The organism is Paraburkholderia sp. RL17-337-BIB-A (genome assembly GCF_046025895.1).
Lineage (GTDB): Bacteria > Pseudomonadota > Gammaproteobacteria > Burkholderiales > Burkholderiaceae > Paraburkholderia > Paraburkholderia fungorum_C.
In genome coordinates this window covers 581,340-599,763 of sequence record NZ_JARESY010000001.1, presented here as the reverse complement: position 1 = coordinate 599,763, position 18,424 = coordinate 581,340, and the positions used below count along the sequence as shown (strand labels likewise).

At 61.6% G+C, this 18,424-nt stretch carries 16 protein-coding genes, 1 tRNA gene and 1 pseudogene; 8 read left to right on the top strand and 10 right to left on the bottom strand.

Translation table 11 applies throughout. The features are described from left to right. Nucleotides 1-108 precede the first annotated feature (108 nt). The 6 genes and pseudogenes from P0D84_RS02850 to recA form a co-directional block, all read right to left on the bottom strand. Nucleotides 109-813: a TerC family protein gene (locus tag P0D84_RS02850; RefSeq protein ID WP_408332271.1), complete on the bottom strand. Its 705-nt coding sequence runs from the start codon at nt 811-813 to the stop codon at nt 109-111. Between the two features lie 147 nt (nt 814-960). Continuing rightward, on the bottom strand, nt 961-1,842 hold the full coding sequence (sucD, locus tag P0D84_RS02845; protein ID WP_408332269.1) for a succinate--CoA ligase subunit alpha: 882 nt from the start codon (nt 1,840-1,842) through the stop codon (nt 961-963). A 137-nt stretch (nt 1,843-1,979) separates the two neighbouring features. After that, a complete protein-coding gene (gene sucC / locus P0D84_RS02840; protein ID WP_179734195.1) occupies nt 1,980-3,146 on the bottom strand; it encodes an ADP-forming succinate--CoA ligase subunit beta in 1,167 nt (388 codons plus the stop codon). Then, nucleotides 3,143-3,883 carry a DUF2889 domain-containing protein gene (locus P0D84_RS02835; protein WP_408332267.1) on the bottom strand — a complete coding sequence of 247 codons (741 nt, stop codon included), beginning with the start codon at nt 3,881-3,883 and terminating at the stop codon, nt 3,143-3,145. Before P0D84_RS02835 ends, sucC begins: the two co-directional genes overlap by 4 nt. A 201-nt stretch (nt 3,884-4,084) precedes the next feature. Further along, nucleotides 4,085-4,702, bottom strand: a pseudogene (gene recX / locus P0D84_RS02830) (recombination regulator RecX); the annotation flags it as partial. Nucleotides 4,703-5,153: 451 nt separating this feature from the next. Next, a complete protein-coding gene (gene recA, locus P0D84_RS02825; protein ID WP_408332265.1) occupies nt 5,154-6,230 on the bottom strand; it encodes a recombinase RecA in 1,077 nt (358 codons plus the stop codon). A gap of 242 nt (nt 6,231-6,472) precedes the next feature. On the opposite strand from recA, the gene P0D84_RS02820 reads away from it, so the two are divergent. After that, nucleotides 6,473-7,252 carry a response regulator gene (locus P0D84_RS02820; RefSeq protein ID WP_408332263.1) on the top strand — a complete coding sequence of 260 codons (780 nt, stop codon included), beginning with the start codon at nt 6,473-6,475 and terminating at the stop codon, nt 7,250-7,252. 9 nt (nt 7,253-7,261) lie between these two features. Further along, entirely contained in the window at nt 7,262-8,800 is a 1,539-nt protein-coding gene (locus P0D84_RS02815) for a sensor histidine kinase (RefSeq protein WP_408332261.1), read from the top strand. On the opposite strand, the gene P0D84_RS02810 is transcribed toward P0D84_RS02815, so the two are convergent. After that, nucleotides 8,792-8,977 (bottom strand): hypothetical protein, encoded by a 186-nt coding sequence (locus P0D84_RS02810; RefSeq protein WP_408332259.1) that lies wholly within the window; start codon nt 8,975-8,977, stop codon nt 8,792-8,794. The two genes, P0D84_RS02815 and P0D84_RS02810, sit on opposite strands and share 9 nt — an antisense overlap. A 53-nt stretch (nt 8,978-9,030) precedes the next feature. On the opposite strand from P0D84_RS02810, the gene P0D84_RS02805 reads away from it, so the two are divergent. From P0D84_RS02805 to P0D84_RS02795, 3 genes are all read left to right on the top strand, one after another. Further along, entirely contained in the window at nt 9,031-10,689 is a 1,659-nt protein-coding gene (locus P0D84_RS02805; protein WP_408332257.1) for an MFS transporter, read from the top strand. A gap of 86 nt (nt 10,690-10,775) precedes the next feature. Continuing rightward, nucleotides 10,776-10,852, top strand: a tRNA-Met gene (locus tag P0D84_RS02800). An 84-nt stretch (nt 10,853-10,936) separates the two neighbouring features. Further along, nucleotides 10,937-11,287 (top strand): hypothetical protein, encoded by a 351-nt coding sequence (locus P0D84_RS02795; RefSeq protein WP_408332255.1) that lies wholly within the window; start codon nt 10,937-10,939, stop codon nt 11,285-11,287. 116 nt (nt 11,288-11,403) lie between these two features. Here the strand turns inward: P0D84_RS02795 and P0D84_RS02790 are convergent, their stop codons facing one another. Beyond that, on the bottom strand, nt 11,404-13,164 hold the full coding sequence (locus P0D84_RS02790) for an alpha/beta hydrolase (RefSeq protein ID WP_408332253.1): 1,761 nt from the start codon (nt 13,162-13,164) through the stop codon (nt 11,404-11,406). Nucleotides 13,165-13,401: 237 nt separating this feature from the next. Then, nucleotides 13,402-13,845 carry a MarR family winged helix-turn-helix transcriptional regulator gene (locus P0D84_RS02785; RefSeq protein ID WP_408332251.1) on the bottom strand — a complete coding sequence of 148 codons (444 nt, stop codon included), beginning with the start codon at nt 13,843-13,845 and terminating at the stop codon, nt 13,402-13,404. 158 nt (nt 13,846-14,003) lie between these two features. Between P0D84_RS02785 and P0D84_RS02780 the strand changes: the two genes are divergently transcribed. Continuing rightward, nucleotides 14,004-15,542 carry a DHA2 family efflux MFS transporter permease subunit gene (locus tag P0D84_RS02780; protein ID WP_408332249.1) on the top strand — a complete coding sequence of 513 codons (1,539 nt, stop codon included), beginning with the start codon at nt 14,004-14,006 and terminating at the stop codon, nt 15,540-15,542. A gap of 48 nt (nt 15,543-15,590) precedes the next feature. Here P0D84_RS02780 and P0D84_RS02775 read toward each other — a convergent pair whose 3' ends face one another. Further along, on the bottom strand, nt 15,591-16,304 hold the full coding sequence (locus P0D84_RS02775; RefSeq protein WP_408339628.1) for a FadR/GntR family transcriptional regulator: 714 nt from the start codon (nt 16,302-16,304) through the stop codon (nt 15,591-15,593). Between the two features lie 276 nt (nt 16,305-16,580). On the opposite strand from P0D84_RS02775, the gene dgoD reads away from it, so the two are divergent. Both dgoD and P0D84_RS02765 read left to right on the top strand, forming a co-directional pair. Continuing rightward, entirely contained in the window at nt 16,581-17,729 is a 1,149-nt protein-coding gene (gene dgoD, locus P0D84_RS02770) for a galactonate dehydratase (protein WP_408332247.1), read from the top strand. A gap of 377 nt (nt 17,730-18,106) precedes the next feature. Further along, nucleotides 18,107-18,409, top strand: a complete 303-nt coding sequence (locus tag P0D84_RS02765; RefSeq protein WP_408332245.1) for a hypothetical protein — start codon at nt 18,107-18,109, stop codon at nt 18,407-18,409. The last annotated feature ends 15 nt before the right edge of the window (nt 18,410-18,424 follow it).

The window sequence follows — 18,424 nt, the reverse complement described above, 5'->3', positions numbered from 1 at the left end:
AACGCCTGCCCCGCGAATCGGGGACAGGCGCTTCAATCGTAGCCAGCGGTGCCCGTTCCACACAGTCAGCCGAACGGCTAACGTTGCGATGACGCGGCGGTTTTCAGGTCAAGCCGCCGCGCGATTCGCGTTGCGGCGCTTGAGCAGATAACCCAAGATCACGACGAACAGCGCACCGCCAATACTCATGCCGTACTCCGCCGCCGGTGTATCGAGGATCGGCCACCGGTCGCCGGCCGGGTCGTTGATGATCAAGCCGCCCGCGATCCAGCCGAGCAGCGCGGCGCCGAGCGTGATGACGATCGGAAAACGGTCGAGCAGCTTCAGCACCAGCTGGCTGCCCCACACGATCAGCGGAATGCTCACCACCAGGCCGAAAATCACCAGCGCGAGACGATGTTCGGGGTCGGCCGCCTCGGCCGCACCGGCAATCGCGATTACATTGTCCAGGCTCATCACCGCATCCGCGATGATGATGGTCTTGATCGCCGACATGAGTTTGTCGGCCGGCTTGATGTTCTCGTGGACGTCATGCGCGGGAGCCATCAGACGTACACCGATCCACAGCAGCAACAGGCCACCAGCAAATTTCAGCAACGGCACGTCGAGCAGCGCCACGGCAAACGCAATCAGCGCCACGCGCAGCACGATCGCGCCGACCGTGCCCCACAGCACGCCCTTGGTACGCTGCTCAGCCGGCAGGTTGCGGCAGGCAAGCGCGATCACCACAGCATTGTCGCCACCCAGCAGGATGTCGATGACGATGATCTGAATGACTGCGCCCCAATGGAGCGTGGCGAAGAACTCGAGCATGGCTAAAAGAATAAGGAGGAATCAGACGCACAGCCAATAAAAAAAGCGGGGGAGTCTAAAACTCCCCCGCTTTTTAAGACTGCCCGCTCACGAAAGGGTTTCGTAAGCGTATCAAAAAACGCGCCGTCACTGCGCGCGAATTTCGATTTACAGCATCGCCTTCAGAAGACGCGCCATTTCCGACGGGTTCTTCGTGACCGTGATGCCGCAGGCTTCCATGATTTCCAGCTTGGCTTCAGCCGTATCCGCACCGCCCGAGATCAGCGCGCCGGCGTGGCCCATGCGCTTGCCCGGAGGCGCCGTGACACCGGCGATAAAGCCAACCACCGGCTTCTTCATGTTGTCCTTGATCCACTCAGCAGCGTTCGCTTCGTCCGGACCGCCGATCTCGCCGATCATGATGACGGCGTCCGTTTCCGGATCGTCGTTGAACATCTTCATCACGTCGATGTGCTTCAGACCGTTGATCGGGTCGCCGCCGATACCGACTGCCGACGACTGGCCGAGGCCGATCGCCGTCAATTGGCCGACTGCTTCATACGTCAGCGTGCCCGAACGCGACACCACGCCGATGCGACCCTTGCGGTGGATGTGACCCGGCATGATGCCGATCTTCAGTTCGTCCGGCGTGATCGTGCCCGGGCAGTTCGGTCCGAGCAGCAGCGTCTTGCTGTTCTTTGCGCGCATGCGTGCCTTGAGCTCGATCATGTCACGGACAGGAATGCCTTCCGTGATACAGATTGCGAGATCCAGGTCGGCTTCGACGGCTTCCCAGATGGCAGCAGCAGCGCCTGCCGGCGGAACGTAAATCACCGACACGGTCGCGCCCGTTTCTGCCTTGGCTTCAGCGACGCTAGCGTAGATAGGAATGCCTTCGAAATCTTCGCCGGCACGCTTCGGATTCACGCCCGCGACGTACGCTTCACGGCCGTTTGCATATTCACGGCAAGCACGCGTGTGGAACTGACCGGTCTTGCCGGTAATGCCCTGCGTGATGACCTTGGTGTCTTTGTTAATCAGAATCGACATGTATTGACCTCTGTTCGTTTGGCGTCGCGCCGGTGCGCCGCGAGGCGGGATGTTCTCCGCCCGCGTCGCTCACGCGCCGCCATTCGTAATCCTGGTTGTCCTGGTTGAGCCTGGCTCAATGGCTAACCGAGCGCTCTTTACTTGCCTTGAGCGGCCGCGACGACCTTCTGGGCCGCTTCTTCCATGCTGTCTGCCGCAATGATCGGCAGGCCGGATTCAGCGAGCATCTTCTTGCCCAGGTCTTCGTTCGTGCCCTTCATGCGGACCACCAGCGGCACCTTCAGCGACACGGCCTTCGACGCCGCGATCACGCCTTCCGCGATCACGTCGCAGCGCATGATGCCGCCAAAAATGTTGACCAGAATCGCGGTCAGGTTCGGGTTCTTCAGCATGATCTTGAACGCTTCCGTGACCTTCTCGGTCGTGGCGCCACCGCCCACGTCCAGGAAGTTCGCCGGTTCGCCGCCGAACAGCTTGATGGTGTCCATCGTTGCCATTGCGAGGCCAGCGCCGTTCACGAGGCAGCCGATGTTGCCGTCGAGCGAGATGTAGGCGAGGTCGAACTTCGACGCTTCGACTTCAGCCGGATCTTCTTCGTCCAGATCGCGATACGCGACGATTTCCGGGTGACGGAACAGCGCGTTCGAATCGAAGTTGAACTTCGCGTCCAACGCGATGACCTTGCCGTCGCCGGTCAGGATCAGCGGGTTGATTTCGGCGAGCGATGCGTCGGTTTCCCAGAATGCCTTGTACAGGCCTTGCAGGATCGCGCGCGCTTGCGGCAGCGAAGCGGCGGGCACGCCGATCTTCGTTGCGAGCTCGTCGGCTTCGGCGTCTTTCAGACCGGTCGACGGATCGACGGCGATCTTGTGGATCAGCTCAGGCGTCTTTTCCGCGACTTCTTCGACGTCCATGCCGCCTTCGCTCGATGCCATCACGACGATCTTCTGCGAAACGCGATCGATCACCAGGCCGACATACAGTTCCTTCTTGATGTCAGCGCCTTCTTCGATCAGCAGACGATTCACCTTCTGGCCTTCCGGACCGGTCTGATGCGTGACGAGCTGCATGCCGAGGATCTGGTTCGAGTATTCGCGAACCTGTTCCAGCGACTTGGCGACCTTCACGCCGCCGCCCTTGCCACGGCCACCCGCGTGGATCTGAGCCTTCACGACCCATACCGGGCCGCCGAGCTCTTCCGCGGCCTTGACCGCATCATCCACCGAGAAGACCGGCTTGCCGCGCGGTACCGCGACGCCGAATTTCCGCAGGATTTCCTTACCCTGGTACTCGTGAATCTTCATGCGTGATTCCCTTCAGTCTGAGAGTTGGATTGAACTTCGTTTCCGCTGCCGTCGTTCATGCCGGAGGTGTTGCCGCCCTTATCTGTCTGGCGGGCTGCCCCGTCGCCTGACGATGCCGCGCGATCCGCTGTATACGGAGCGCGGCCATACCAGCGCGGATAGAACTGCTGCACCGCCTCGCCGTCGAAACGCAGCGCGTGGCAGCGTCCCAGCTGGAATGGCGGTTTATCGTTGGAATGCTCGCCGGTGCTGTTAGACGAGCCGTCTCCTGAACCAGCGCTCGCGCCCGGTGCGCCTTTATCGGTATTCCACACGTCGCCGGCGAACGCCTGTATCGCGGCGGTGGGCAGGATCGCGCACAACTCGGTGAGATGCGTGCAACCCACCGTGCCGCCCAGCAAACGGGCAGATTCACGACGGAAGTTTTGACGGAGATTGAGCCCGATAAGGGCACGGTAGGCGGGATTGCTGGCTTGGCACAACCCTGGATAGGGCACCCAGTCGGACGACGCTTCCGCGTCGACGACGTTGAGCTTGCGATCGATGGTGATGCGAAGCCAGAGTTCATGGATCGGCTGACCATTGGGCCGGACGCCCGACGCAAGCACCACATCGCGCGGTTTTTCGTCGGTCAAGCATGCTTCCACATCCCACAGGCCATCGGCTCGCTCATAGGCTTCCGCTCTGATTGCGCGACGGTGGCGCAACTGACGGGATACGGGCGGGGAGAGCGGCATGCGGGAAGGAAAGGCCGGATTGGAAAACCCATGAATTTTAGCATACTGGGTATTTGAGACAGGTCGGAATGCGCAGGGCCGCCCGGCAGGCCGGAGAGCGCGGCAGACGCTATCTCAAAGTGAGGGTGTGACGGCAAAACGAGGAGGTTTTCGCGCTGGAGCCTAGGCGGCACCCATACGCGGTACCAGATAGTCGCCGCTTCACTCCTCGTCGATACCTTTGAGAATTTTGCCAATCGTGGCGCCCGAGAAACCGCGCGATGCCAGAAAGCGCGCCTGCTTGGCCCGCTCGGCAGCCGTTTCGGGAAGCCGGCCGAATTTCTTCTGCCAAACGGCCTGCGCACGCGCGAGTTCGGTTTCACGCAGCTGCGCACTGGCTTCTTCGACTAGCGTTTGGTCGACCGCGTGCTGCTTCAATTCGCCGACGATACGGCTCGCACCCAAGCGCGACGAGCGCCGATGGACCAGGCTTTCGGCAAAACGTGAATCGGACAGCCAGTTTTCAGCTTCCAGCGCATCGAGCAAGGTGTCGAGCGAATCGGTTTCTTCGACGAATGGCTTCAGCTTGCGCGCCAGTTCGGAGCGGCTGTATTCACGCCGGGACAAATAGCCGAGTGCCCGTCCTTTTAGCGAACGAGCCGGGCGTTGGGATTTTTTTGCATCGTCCTGACCGGGCTTCGCCTCACCGGGTGTGCGGCGCGAGCGGGTATAGGTGGTTTCGGACGGGTCTGTTGTGTCTTGCGCGGAAGCGTCGGATTGTGGCTGACGACCTGCGGCGCGATCATGCGCGTCGAAGGGTTCGAATGGCTCGAACGGATCGGCGTCGCCGGCTGCGGCAAAGGGATCGGGATCTGACGCGTATGAGCGCTGGGAGGCAGCGTTGCTGCCCGGATAGCGCGGCGCACGCGAGGTGGAACGCCCGAAAGAGCTTCCAGAAGACTTGCCGAACGAACTATTAGACGAACTGCCAGACGAGCCGCCGAACGAACCGCCCGAAGAACGACCGGAGGAACTGCCAAACGAGCTGTTCGAGGAACGCCCGAACGAACTGCTCGAGGAACGACCAGACGAACCGCCAAACGAGTTTCCCGACGATCGCCCAAACGACCGGGTAGACCTGGAAGTCGACGAGGAAGTTGATGAGGAAGGTTCCGACGAAGAGGATGACGGCGACTCGAACGAATCGTCATCACCGTCACGCGGGCCGTCCGCGTTGCGTCCAGCGTTGGCAGCGTTAGACAGCGGCCGGCCCTTGCGTATCACGTGCGGGTTACTCTTCTTCGCCCGCGACTTCGGCGCTGACGCTCGTCGCCGCTTCAGCCATGGCATTCACGCCCAGCGATTCACGGATACGGTTTTCGATCTCACGGGCGATGTCCGGATTTTCACGCAAAAACTCGCGCGCGTTGTCCTTCCCCTGGCCAATCCGTTCGCCGTTGTAGCTATACCAGGCGCCGGCCTTGTCCACGATCTTCGCCTGCACGCCGAGGTCGATGACTTCGCCCTGACGCGAAATGCCTTCGCCGTAAAGGATGTCGAAAATCGCTTCCCGGAACGGTGGCGATACCTTGTTCTTCACAACCTTCACGCGCGTTTCGTTGCCGATCACTTCGTCGTTCTTCTTGATCGAGCCGATCCGGCGAATGTCCAGACGTACCGACGCGTAGAACTTCAGCGCGTTACCACCCGTGGTGGTTTCCGGATTGCCGAACATCACGCCGATCTTCATACGGATCTGGTTGATGAAGATCACGAGGCAGTTCGTGCGCTTGATCGTGCCGGTGAGCTTGCGCAGCGCTTGCGACATCAGACGCGCTTGCAGACCCGGCAGCGAGTCGCCCATTTCGCCTTCGATTTCGGCCTTCGGCACGAGTGCCGCGACCGAGTCGATCACGATCATGTCGATCGAGCCCGAGCGCACCAGTGCGTCGGCGATTTCCAGCGCCTGTTCACCGGTATCCGGCTGCGAAACCAGCAGGTCGTTCACGTTCACGCCGAGCTTGCCCGCGTACTGGATGTCCAGCGCGTGTTCCGCGTCGATAAACGCTGCCGTGCCGCCGATCTTCTGCATTTCGGCGATGACTTGCAGCGTCAGCGTGGTTTTACCGGACGATTCCGGACCATAAATTTCGACCACACGGCCACGCGGCAAACCGCCGACGCCCAGCGCGATGTCGAGGCCAAGCGATCCGGTTGAGACCACCTGGATGTCTTCGACTACCTCACCTGCGCCGAGCCGCATGACCGACCCTTTGCCGAACTGTTTTTCGATCTGCGCAAGCGCGGCAGCGAGTGCCTTGCTCTTTTCAGCAGTCAGTCCAGCCGAGCCTTTCTTGCTTTCTTCCATGAATCGTCCTTTGCTATGATGAACGGCGCCTGAGGCAGATGTGCAGCCCACGAGTTAACCTACTCGGCAAGGACAGCACACGAAACTCAGACACTGTATAAAAAAACAGTAGTTTTGGCAAGCGCGATTCTCATGCGAACGCGCATTTTTACCGTCGCGCCGCCCAACTACCCACAATAATTTTCGGAGACCGCTGTGCGCCATGGATACCCACGGTGCCGGCAAGGCAAGGTTGGCGCACCATGCGAATTCTGATTGCCGAAGACGACAGCATACTCGCGGACGGTCTGGTTCGATCACTCCGCCAATCGGCCTATGCCGTCGATCACGTGAAGAGCGGCGTCGAGGCCGACACCGCCCTTTCGATGCAAACTTTCGACCTGCTGATCCTCGATCTGGGCCTGCCGCGCATGTCGGGGCTCGAGGTGCTGCGCCGCCTGCGCGCCCGCAACTCGACCGTGCCGGTGTTGATTCTCACGGCCGCGGACAGCGTCGACGAACGCGTCAAGGGACTCGATCTCGGCGCCGACGATTACATGGCCAAGCCCTTCGCGCTCAATGAACTCGAGGCGCGCGTGCGCGCGCTGACCCGGCGCGGCGCGGGCGGCGGCCCGACGGTGGTGCGGCATGGTTCGCTGTCGTTCGATCAGGTCGGCCGGATCGCCTATGTCAACGAGCAGGTGATCGATCTGTCGGCACGCGAACTCGGCTTGCTCGAAGTGCTGCTGCAACGGATCGGCCGGCTGGTGTCGAAGGAACAACTCGTCGACCATTTGTGCGAATGGGGCGAGGAAGTCAGCAATAACGCGATCGAAGTCTATGTGCACCGGCTACGCAAGAAGATCGAGCCGAGCGGTGTGCGTATCATCACCGTGCGGGGGCTCGGGTATTGCCTCGAAAAAGCCGCCCTGCCGGCGAACGTGAATGCGAACGCAAATATGAGCGCCAACGCCCCCACCGAGCCCGAGCCGCCCACCTCGCCCTCGTCGGCAGCCATGCCGGCGAGCCATCACTACAAATAGAGCACGCCCATGTCCGCACGCGCAGACCGCGCCACGGCGCACGCGGCGGACCTCGACGAGGCGCGCGACGAGCGCTACGCCAATCCGTTCGCCCCGCCCGACGAGACCGAAGCCGCCGCCGAAGCGCGCCCGCGCTCGCTGTTCGGCGAGATTCTCGACTGGATGCTGGCGCCGCTGCTGCTGCTTTGGCCGATGAGCCTCGCGGTCACCTACCTGGTCGCCAAGTCGATCGCCAACGGCCCGTTCGACCGCGCGCTCGAAACCGACGCCTATGTGCTCGCCCGCCAGATCCATCCGATCAACGGCGTGGCGGAGCTCTCGCTGCCCGACTCCACCCGCGACTTTCTGCGTGCCGACAACGTCGACAGCGTGTTCTATCAGGTACTCGGCACGCGCGGCGAACTGGTGGGCGGCGAGCGCGACATGCCGCTGCCGCACGAGGAAGACCGGCCGCCGCCGGGCCTCGTCGAATTCCGTGACGACATGCTGCGTGGCAACGATATCCGCGTCGCCTATACGACCGTCGAGTTTCCGCAGACACCCGGCGCGCAGCCTGTGCTGGTGCAGGTTGCCGAAACGCTCGACAAACGCAGCCAGCTTGCCAACGACATCATCAAAGGCGTGATCCTGCCGCAGTTCGTGATCCTGCCGCTGGCGATCCTGCTGGTCTGGTTCGGCCTGTCGCGCGGCCTCGCGCCGCTGCATGCCCTGCAGGCGCATATTCGCGCACGCCGCCCGGACGATCTGTCGCCGCTCGAAGCCCGCCGCGCGCCGCCGGAAATCGAGCCGCTGGTGACGTCGTTCAACGATCTGCTGACGCGCCTCGAACAGAACATGGAATTGCAGAAGCGCTTTATCGCCGACGCCGCGCATCAGATGAAAACACCGCTTGCCGGCCTGCGCACCCAGGCTGAACTCGCGCTGCGCCAGGACGCCTCCGCGGAAGTCCACCGCTCGCTCGAACAGATCGCCACCAGTTCGGAGCACGCGGCGCGTCTGGTCACCCAGTTGCTGGCGCTCGCGCGCGCGGAAAACCGCATGTCGGGGCAGATTTTCACCCCGGTCGAGGTGACGGAAGTCGCGCGCAGCGCCGTGCGCGACTGGGTTCAAGCCGCCCTCGCCAAGCAGATGGACCTCGGCTACGAAGCGCCCGAAGAGCCGGTCGAAGTCGACGGCAATCCGGTCATGCTGCGGGAGATGCTGTCGAATCTGATCGACAACGCGATCCGTTACACGCCGGCTGGCGGCCGGATCACCGTGCGGGTAAGACATGACGCGACGGCGCGGCGCGTGCATCTCGAAGTGGAAGACACGGGGCTTGGCATTCCGGTGGCCGAGCGCTCGCGGGTAGTCGAGCGTTTTTACCGGATTCTCGGCCGCGAAGGCGACGGCAGCGGCCTCGGGCTCGCGATCGTCCGGGAGATCGCGACGATGCACGGCGGGGAGATGACGATCGACGATAACGTCTATCAAACTTCCCCACGGCTTGCCGGAACGCTCGTGCGTGTCAGCTTGCAGGTGCTTGAACGGGTACGGGACTTACCCTAAGCGCACTAACAGCCACGCCTTGGTCGCCACCATATTGAGATAATTTAGCATCACGTTTGATAAATTTAGCGCTACGTTGACGATTTTTGACAGAAATTCCCCTCGCACGATCGAGCTGCCATTTTCACCCCGCCGCGTCAGTACGCCGTAAGTTTCCACTCCAATAATCGGTTCCACGGGAACGCCTTTGCCGGCGGACCGCGTGTACATATCAATATTGGAGACGACATATGGCTACCGTTGGCGGGCAAATCTCGCACGTGCCGATGACGCACGAAGAGAAGCGGGTGATCTTCGCATCGTCGCTAGGCACGGTTTTCGAGTGGTACGACTTCTATCTGGCCGGCTCGCTCGCGGCCTTCATCAGCAAGAGCTTCTTCTCCGGCGTCAATCCGACGGCCGCCTTCATCTTCACGCTGCTCAGCTTCGCCGCCGGCTTCGCGGTGCGGCCATTCGGCGCGATCGTGTTCGGGCGCCTCGGCGATATGGTGGGGCGCAAGTACACCTTCCTCGTCACGATTGTGATCATGGGCTTGTCGACGTTCCTGGTCGGCTTCCTGCCGGGTTATGCATCGATCGGCATCGCCTCGCCGGTGATCTTCATCGCCATGCGGATGCTGCAAGGTCTCGCGCTCGGCGGTGAATATGGCGGTGCGGCAACCTATGTCGCGGAACATGCGCCTGCGGGACGCCGCGGCTTCTACACCGCATGGATCCAGACGACCGCCACCCTCGGCCTGTTCCTGTCGCTGCTGGTGATTCTCGGCGTGCGCACGGCCATGGGCGAAGACGCGTTCGGCGTTTGGGGCTGGCGGATTCCGTTCATCGCGTCGATCATCCTGCTCGGCGTGTCGGTGTGGATTCGGCTGCAACTGCATGAATCGCCGGTATTCGAGCGCATCAAGGCCGAAGGCAAGACCTCGAAGGCACCGCTGACCGAAGCATTCGGTCAATGGAAGAACCTGAAGATCGTGATCCTCGCGCTGATCGGCCTGACCGCCGGCCAGGCCGTGGTCTGGTACACGGGCCAGTTCTACACGCTGTTCTTCCTGACGCAGACGCTCAAGGTGGATGGCGCGACGGCCAACATCCTGATCGCGATCGCGCTTCTGATCGGCACGCCGTTCTTCCTGTTCTTCGGCTCGCTGTCGGACCGCATCGGCCGCAAGCCGATCATCATGGCCGGCCTGCTGATTGCTGCGTGCACGTACTTCCCGCTGTTCAAGGCGCTGACTCACTACACGAATCCGGCGCTGGAAGCGGCTACGGCAAAAGCGCCGATCGTTGTGATTGCGAACCCGGACGAGTGCTCGTTCCAGTTCAATCCAGTCGGCACCTCGAAGTTCACGAGTTCCTGCGACATCGCCAAGAGCGCACTCTCGAAATCTGGCTTGAACTACGAGAACGTCGCGGCGCCGGCGGGCACGCTGGCGGAGATCAAGGTCGGCGATACGGTGATCAACACGTATGACGGCAAGGCCGCCGACGCCAAGGACCAGGGCAAGGTGTTCGACAAGACCCTGGCCACGACGCTGAAGACTGCCGGCTATCCGCCGAAGGCCGATCCGTCGCAGATCAACTGGCCGATGAGCGTGGTAATCCTGACGATCATGATGATCTACGTGACGATGGTCTATGGGCCGATTGCGGCGATGCTGGTGGAGATGTTCCCGACTCGCATCCGCTATACCTCGATGTCGTTGCCGTATCACATCGGCAATGGCTGGTTCGGCGGCTTCCTGCCGGCAACCGCCTTCGCGATCGTGGCGGCCAAGGGCAACATCTACTCGGGGCTGTGGTATCCGATTGTGATCGCGCTCATCACGCTGGTGATCGGTGTGCTGTTCGTCAAGGAAACCAAAGACTCGGATATTTACGCGAAGGACTGACACGCCTGACGGATGGGGCAATTTAAAAAAGTTGCGCAGCGGGGGTTGACAGCCCCCGGCCCTATCCTCATAATCTCGCTTCTTTCGGCGAATTAGCTCAGTTGGTTAGAGCGACGGAATCATAATCCGCAGGTCCGGGGTTCGAGTCCCTGATTCGCCACCAGTTGCAAGAAAAAGCCGCTGATCCACAAGGTCAGCGGCTTTTTTGTTTTGGCTTTCCAAACAGCAACTTCAAGGAGGTTTCTTGATGACGTTCCGCACCACCGCGCTTGCCGTGGCCGCCGCATCCATCGCGCTTCTGGCCGGCGCAGCGCCGCTCACCGCCGCCGCCCAAACGCCTCCTGACAGTCAGTGGCGCACCAGTCCAATTACGCTTTCGACGTTGCTGCAGGACGGCTACAAGATCGTTGCCGTCGTGAATGATGCTCACGGCAATGCCGGTCCGGCCGATACGATCTTTGTTCAACGCGATCAGAGCGCGTTCAAGTGCATCGACCCGCAGCAGCCCGATCCCAAAGCGAAACCGCCGGCCACGCCGGCTGCCTGCTTCGAGCTGGTCCAGCCGTCCGGCGCGGTGGCGGGCTCCGAGGCCAAGTAGCCGCACGCTCGCGATAACCGGCGGCGGCCCGCTTACTCGCGGGCCCGGCTCAATGTGGCAACCGTCAACAAATCCAGCCACTTGCGCTACTCACGCCCGTGCAATACGGCCGTAGGTCAGGCCGGCTCCAACTCGTTCCCTGCATCGAGCCATAGCTTCCTGCTGTCCTCGCAGTCCACTCGTCGAGGCGGCAGCGTGCCAGTCAGCAAGTAGCGCGTGACCGGCTCATCCACACACGGGTTGCCGTGCGGATAATCGACGTGCGAATGCTCGCCTTTTATGTAGAGCAAGCTCGCGTTCGGAAGTCTGTCGAACATGCGCAGCGCGCCCTCAGCAGCCGTGTAGCCGTCGAATTGCGCCTGAATCATAAGGATCGATGGCGCACGCGCCACCTCATCGATGGTCGGCTTGAGCACCGCCGGCTGCGGCGGCTTCCAGAACAGGCAACTGAAATTGAGCACGCTACCACCCAGCGTTCCACTGCCCAGCGGATATCGCTGCGCATATTCCCGGTGTTTGTCGATCCATAGTTGCCTGCTAGTGCTGAACGCAGGCGTGTCGTTGCACATGACTGCCAGATCCACGGCCTCTTCGGTTGTCATATGCAGCGGGTCGTCTTTGAAAGGAGAAGGCTGCGCAGCTTCAAAGTAGTTTGGGATGACAGTCTTTGTTGCGATCTGCAGTGCCATCTGGTTTGCTAGCCGATGGCGCGAAAACGCGTGATGCCGGGCGAGCGCCAGGACCTGATCCTTCGTACTACCGGGGTTCTGCTCGAGTATCTGCTGGACACCTTTCGCCGCTACGAATACGGACGCCCCTTCATCGATGTAGCCCGATAGGGCAAATACACGCGATTGATCAAGTGCGGACGAAGCCGCCGCCTGCAGCCTCGGCGGCAACGCCGCAAATAGTTGCCGTGTCGCCGCCGGGTTACTGCCAAGATTGAAATGCGCGTCATGTCGTGCTGCGTAGGGCCCAATTATCTCGTCAGCGATTCGCTGGATCGCTGGCGGCTGCTGCAAGGTACCGGCCTCGGCCATGGTACGCGCGGAGAAATCCAGATTGGCGCTCAACACCATTCTGCCGGTCCGCTCAGGAAACAGCCCTGCATACCAGGCGCCGAGCCATGTGCCATACGAGTGGCCCATGTAATTGAGTTTGGCGTCACCGGATATTGCCCGAATCAGATCCATGTCCCGGGCAATCTGACCGGTGTTGATATAGGGGGTGAGCGGGTTGTTCTGGCACGCCTTCGATTTGAGTTCGGCATTACGCAGCAAGGCATCGACGGTCGACGCGCTGACATCGCTGCCCCACCAAACGGTGCTGAGGCGCTGGGTCGAACCGCAGGTCAATTGCGTGCTTGAACCCATTCCCCGCGGCGAAAAGCCGATCAGATCGTACGCGTCGAGCAGGTGTCGTTCAGAAACAGTCGCATCCACGCCAGCCAATTGGCGATAGAACGTGAGGTTCGCCAGACGGCCGTCTCCGCCCGGCCCACCTGGGTTGAACAGCAGCGAACCAATGCGCCTCGCCGGATCCTTCACAGCAAGCCGCGTTACTGCGATCGTTATCTCGCCTTTAGCAGGGTCTCCCCAGTCCATCGGTGCGCGAAGATCCGCGCAACGAAAGCGCGGAGACTCTGCGACTTTCCCGTAAGCCGCAGGCAAGCCGCTCTTGTCACACGGGAGCCAACCCACCTGTTGCTCAAAGTACGGTTTCAGTGCCGAGGCGATTTTTGGGTTGTGTTCGAAGCGCGGTTCCGGTGCTGAAGCGCGCTTCTGTTGCGGTGTCAGGTCATCCTCCCCGCCACCGCCGCAGCCGGCCAAGGCAGCGGCGAAGATGATCAACGTCGTTTTTGCCGAGATGGTTTTCATCCCTACCTCCCCCCGACCCGGTCGGTCGGCTTGCAGCCGTCTGCATCGCGCACGACAGCGTCGGGTGACTGAACGTCCCGGCTGAGCGGCAGTAGCACTTGGCCAGGAGGAACGGCAGCGAGTGAAAAGATCAACTGACACGCTGCCAATGAATATTGGCAGGTCAAGGACGGCCTTCGACGTGGTTCAACGCCGCAGCCGCGGGTAATCACTGACCGCGGTGGAAGTTTGGCGGCTTCAGCGATCCACGAGACGGCTGAGATTACCGCGTACCCTTTGCAGCAGCGCGATCAGCTGTTTCGCTTCTTCGTCGGTAAAACCGTTCAGTGCTTCGAGCGCGACTTCATCGCCCACTTTGCGCGCCTTGCCGAGCGTGCGCTCGGCCTTTGGCGTCATACGCACCTGCCTCTCGCGGCGATCCTGCGGATTGGCCGTGCGCTCGATCCAGCCGCCCTCCTCCATGCGGTCCAGCAGACGTCCCGCCGAAATCGGCGCGACTTCGAGCAGGTCCGCGAGCCGCGCCTGATTGACGTCGCCGTAATGGGCGAGATTGGCCAGCACGCGGCACTGCGCGCGTGTCAGATCGACCGATGACTTCGCGAGATCGTCGAAACGCTTGCCTGTCAGGCGGCCGACGTCGGAAATCAGAAAGCCGAAGCGTTCTTCGAGTGGGGTGTTCATGCGCGAATTATACGAAAGGCTCTCGTTTGTCATCACCGGGGCGGGTGCCGGATGGGTGCGGAACGCGCGCAATTCAGGCTCCGCATAATTCCTGGTGGGCGCATGCGCTTGCGGCCGATATACTAAGCATGCTTACTATATTGAAGATCCGCTTCCCCATGTCCTCCGACTCCCCGCCGACGAGCACCGCCGCCCCGCTCAACCGGCCGATGATCACCGTCTCGATCATGCTCGCGACGCTGATCCAGACGCTCGACAGCACCATCGCCAACGTCGCGCTGCCGCACATGCAGGGCACGCTGTCCGCGTCGCAGGATGAGATCACGTGGGTGCTGACTTCGTATATCGTCGCGGCTGCGATCGCCACGCCGCTGACCGGCTGGCTGTCCGACCGGCTGAGCGTCAAGCGGCTGCTGATCTTCGCGATCGGTGGCTTCACGGTGGCCTCGGCGCTGTGCGGATTGTCGGAGACGCTGACGCAGATCGTCGCATCACGTTTGCTGCAGGGAATTTTCGGGGCCTCGCTGGTGCCGCTGTCGCAGTCGATCCTGCTCGACATCAATCCGCGCGAAAAGCAGGGCCAGGCGATGGCGGTGTGGGGCATGGGCGTGATGGTCGGGCCGATTCTCGGGCCGACGCTTGGCGGCTGGCTCACCGATAGCTACAACTGGCGCTGGGTGTTTTTCATCAATGTGCCGATCGGTGCGTTCGCCCTGTTCGGCGTGGCGACCTTCCTGCCCGCGCGCGAACCGAAGCACGACGCGAAATTCGACGCGTTTGGCTTTGCCACGCTGGGTCTCTCTATCGGCGCACTGCAGGCCATGCTCGACCGCGGCGAGCAACTCGACTGGTTCGGCTCGCATGAGATTGTCATCGAGGCGCTCGTCGCGGCGATCAGCTTCGCGTTCTTCCTCGTGCATACCGCGACGGTCGGCAAGAAATCGTTCTTCAAATACGAGTTGCTGAAGGACCCGAACTTCGCAACCGGCACGTTCTTTATCTTCGTGATCGGCGCGGTGATGTATGCGACGCGCGCGCTGCTGCCGCCGATGCTGCAAAACCTGATGAACTATCCGGTCGCGACCACGGGTCTCGTCACGGCGCCGAGCGGCGCGGGAACCATGGTTGCGATGCTGTTCGCCGGGCGGCTCTTGAAGCGGGTCGACGCGCGGCTTCTCCTGCTCGCCGGCTTCCTGATCTCCGCGTTCGCGCTATGGCAGATGATGCATTACACGATCGTGCTGTCGGCGTCGGACATTGTCTGGCCCGGCGTGATCCAGGGCTTCGGCCTGGGTCTCGTGTTCGTGCCGCTGAGCGCGCTGACCTTCTCGACGCTCACGCCCGCGTTGCGCGCGGACGGCACCGCCACGTACAGCCTGATGCGCAATATCGGCAGCAGTATCGGCATTTCGATCGTGCAGACGCTGATGACGCGCAACACGCAGGTCTCGCATGCGGACCTCGTTGCGAATATCACGCCGTTCAATCCGGCGATCCAGCCGATGCTCAACAGCGGCTCGAATTACGATATGGCGGCGCTGAACGTGTCGATTACACAGCAGGCGTCGATGATCGCCTATTTGAACGACTTCAAGCTGATGTTCATGGCGACGCTGTTCGTGATTCCGTTGCTGCTGTTGATCCGTCCGGCGCGCCAGGCGCCGGATGCGTCGGTGGCGCATGCGGCGATGGATTGAGCACGATGATCGGGGTCAAGCGGGAGCGGCAGCGCACTCGCGCCACGCTCACCCTTCGATCCTGCCGCGCGTCACGCCCAGCAACCCCGCCATCGCCTCTCGCGCAGCCACTGCATCACGGTCACGGATCGCTTCGAATACCGCCGTATGCTCGGCCAGTGACACGTTAAACACATCCGCGCGTTTCGCATTCAGGCGTAGTTGCGCTTCCAGCGTGCGCTCGATCAGCGTGCCGAGCGGAATCAGCAATTCGTTGCTGCATGCCGTTAGCACGCTCAAATGAAACTGCAAATCGGCCCGCACCCATTCATCGACATTGCGCGCCCCGACCATCGACGCATGCGCGACCTTCAATGCGTTGAAAGTGTCGTCGGTATGCGAGGCCGCGGCGAGACCCGCCGCGAACGGCTCGATCATCTCGCGCATTTCTTGCAGCTTGAGGGCGAACGCCATCGGCTCGGCAACGCGCGAGTACCAGTCGAGCACGTCGACATCGAGCAGATTCCACGCGATTTTTGGCCGCACGCGCGTGCCCACGCGCGGACGCGATTCGACCAGCCCCTTCGACGTCAGCGTGCGCAGTGCCTCGCGCAACACGGTCCGGCTCACGCCGAAGGTGTCCATTAACTCCGCCTCGCGCGGCAGGATCGAGTCGGGCGCGTAGTCGCCGCGCAGAATCGCGGTCGCCAGCAGATGGGCGACACGCCCGTGCAGATCGTGCTGAATAGCTTTCTCCCGGCGGCCTTGCGCCGCTATTGATATCGAACCTGAGACCGGAACGGACCGCGATTATCCGGTATATCGACCAGCCAACCTATGGTTTCGGTGCCGTTCCGGCGTTGATAAGCTTGGCCGGCGCTCGGCCGCGAGATCGTCGTGGTCGCGGTCGTTGTGGTCGCCCGGGGAGTAACGCTTCGGCCAGCACCCCGTCACTATCTGGCCAATAGTACTATTAATAGTACTTAAACACGCTTTTGTTGTAGCATGTGAATCCTCGAAATATTCCGCAGGCGCCCAAGCCACTAGGAGACGCACACCATGAAAATCACCAGGCTCGAAACCTTCATCGTTCCGCCACGCTGGTGCTTCCTCAAGATCGAAACGGACGAAGGCGTCATCGGCTGGGGCGAGCCAGTGGTCGAAGGCCGCGCGCATACCGTGGCGGCCGCCGTCGAGGAACTGTCCGATTATCTGATCGGCAAAGATCCGCTGCTGATCGAAGACCACTGGCAGGTGATGTATCGCTCGGGCTTCTACCGCGGCGGCCCGATCACGATGAGCGCGATCGCCGGCGTCGACCAGGCGCTGTGGGACATCAAGGGTAAGCATCATGGCGTGCCGATTCATGCACTGCTGGGCGGCCAGGTGCGCGACAAGATCAAGGTGTATTCGTGGATCGGCGGCGACCGTCCGAGCGATGTCGCGAACAACGCACGCGCCGTGGTCGAACGCGGCTTCAAGGCCGTGAAGATGAACGGCTCGGAAGAATTGCAGATCATCGATACCTTCGACAAGGTGCAGGGCGTCATCAACAACGTCGCCGCCGTGCGCGAAGCGGTCGGGCCGAACATCGGCATCGGCGTGGACTTTCACGGCCGCGTGCACAAGCCCATGGCAAAGGTGCTGGCCAAAGAACTCGACCCGTACAAGCTGCTCTTCATCGAAGAACCGGTGCTGTCGGAAAACGCGGAAGCATTGCGCGACATCGTCAATCAGACCAACACGCCGATCGCTTTGGGCGAACGGCTGTATTCGCGCTGGGACTTCAAGCACATCCTGTCGGGCGGCTATGTCGACATCATCCAACCGGACGCGTCGCACGCGGGTGGGATTACCGAGTGCCGCAAGATCGCGTCGATGGCCGAGGCGTACGACGTCGCGCTAGCGCTGCACTGCCCGCTCGGTCCGATTGCGTTGGCCACCTGTCTGCAGATCGATGCGGTCAGCTACAACGCGTTCATCCAGGAACAGAGCTTGGGCATTCACTACAACCAGGGCAACGACCTGCTCGATTACATCAAGAACCCCGAAGTCTTCAAATACGAAGACGGCTTCGTGTCGATTCCGCAAGGCCCAGGCCTCGGTATCGAAGTGAATGAAGAGAAGGTCCGCGAGATGGCAAAGGTCGGTCATCGCTGGCGCAATCCCGTGTGGCGCCACGAGGATGGCAGCGTCGCGGAATGGTAGTTGCGTAGTTGAACGCCGCCTGCGGGCGGCGTTTTTGTTTTTGCACGGCCCGTGGCGCCGGCTTGGTCGGCGCGTTGTCTTATCTGTTCCTGGTCGGGCGAATCGAATGGATTCGCTGAGATGAGGCGCCTTTTCTGAACGCTGTCTTGCCCTCGACGCGCGCGTTACGGGGGCGTGACACGCTCACGTCGCAGTTACGTAACATCACGGACCGGAACGGCGTGGAAACGTGTTTTCCGAGCCTTCAAGACTTTCCCGTGGTATCACGCAAAGCCTTATCCAGAAAGGCTTCCAAGCCGTTTGTTCGGCATCAGACATACGCCTGGCCCACTCCTTGCTCAAATGCATTCAAACGACTAATGCATCGGGGAAACATCATGGGCGAATTCCTTCCAGACTATCTGCTCCGCGAACAGGCCGCCGTCGGCGCGCTGGTGGTGTTCGGCGTGCTTCGCATCATCGGCGCGATGCTCGCCTATGAACGCGGCTGGCGCATCTCGGTAGTCGAAAAATGCTTTATCGCCGCCGCGGTGGTGTACTGCGTGCCGCAGCTCTTCGAGCTGTTGACGCATATGTACGGCTCACGCGCCGCAGGCGCGGAACTGGAAGGCAAGGCAGCGGGCTGCGCGATCGCGCTCTTCTGTGCGCCGATTCTTGGACATCGGCTCGGCCTCGAATGATCGGTTTCACTCAGC

Excerpts from the sequence above, each read along its gene's own strand:
- P0D84_RS02815 (WP_408332261.1), top strand. The coding sequence starts at position 7,262 with ATGTCCGCACGCGCAGACCGCGCCACGGCGCACGCGGCGGACCTCGAC.
- recA (WP_408332265.1), bottom strand. The coding sequence starts at position 6,230 with ATGGAAGAAAGCAAGAAAGGCTCGGCTGGACTGACTGCTGAAAAGAGC.
- P0D84_RS02780 (WP_408332249.1), top strand. The coding sequence starts at position 14,004 with ATGTCCTCCGACTCCCCGCCGACGAGCACCGCCGCCCCGCTCAACCGG.
- sucD (WP_408332269.1), bottom strand. The coding sequence starts at position 1,842 with ATGTCGATTCTGATTAACAAAGACACCAAGGTCATCACGCAGGGCATT.
- P0D84_RS02850 (WP_408332271.1), bottom strand. The coding sequence starts at position 813 with ATGCTCGAGTTCTTCGCCACGCTCCATTGGGGCGCAGTCATTCAGATC.
- sucC (WP_179734195.1), bottom strand. The coding sequence starts at position 3,146 with ATGAAGATTCACGAGTACCAGGGTAAGGAAATCCTGCGGAAATTCGGC.
- P0D84_RS02795 (WP_408332255.1), top strand. The coding sequence starts at position 10,937 with ATGACGTTCCGCACCACCGCGCTTGCCGTGGCCGCCGCATCCATCGCG.
- P0D84_RS02765 (WP_408332245.1), top strand. The coding sequence starts at position 18,107 with ATGGGCGAATTCCTTCCAGACTATCTGCTCCGCGAACAGGCCGCCGTC.
- P0D84_RS02790 (WP_408332253.1), bottom strand. The coding sequence starts at position 13,164 with ATGAAAACCATCTCGGCAAAAACGACGTTGATCATCTTCGCCGCTGCC.
- dgoD (WP_408332247.1), top strand. The coding sequence starts at position 16,581 with ATGAAAATCACCAGGCTCGAAACCTTCATCGTTCCGCCACGCTGGTGC.
- P0D84_RS02820 (WP_408332263.1), top strand. The coding sequence starts at position 6,473 with ATGCGAATTCTGATTGCCGAAGACGACAGCATACTCGCGGACGGTCTG.
- P0D84_RS02835 (WP_408332267.1), bottom strand. The coding sequence starts at position 3,883 with ATGCCGCTCTCCCCGCCCGTATCCCGTCAGTTGCGCCACCGTCGCGCA.
- P0D84_RS02785 (WP_408332251.1), bottom strand. The coding sequence starts at position 13,845 with ATGAACACCCCACTCGAAGAACGCTTCGGCTTTCTGATTTCCGACGTC.
- P0D84_RS02805 (WP_408332257.1), top strand. The coding sequence starts at position 9,031 with ATGGCTACCGTTGGCGGGCAAATCTCGCACGTGCCGATGACGCACGAA.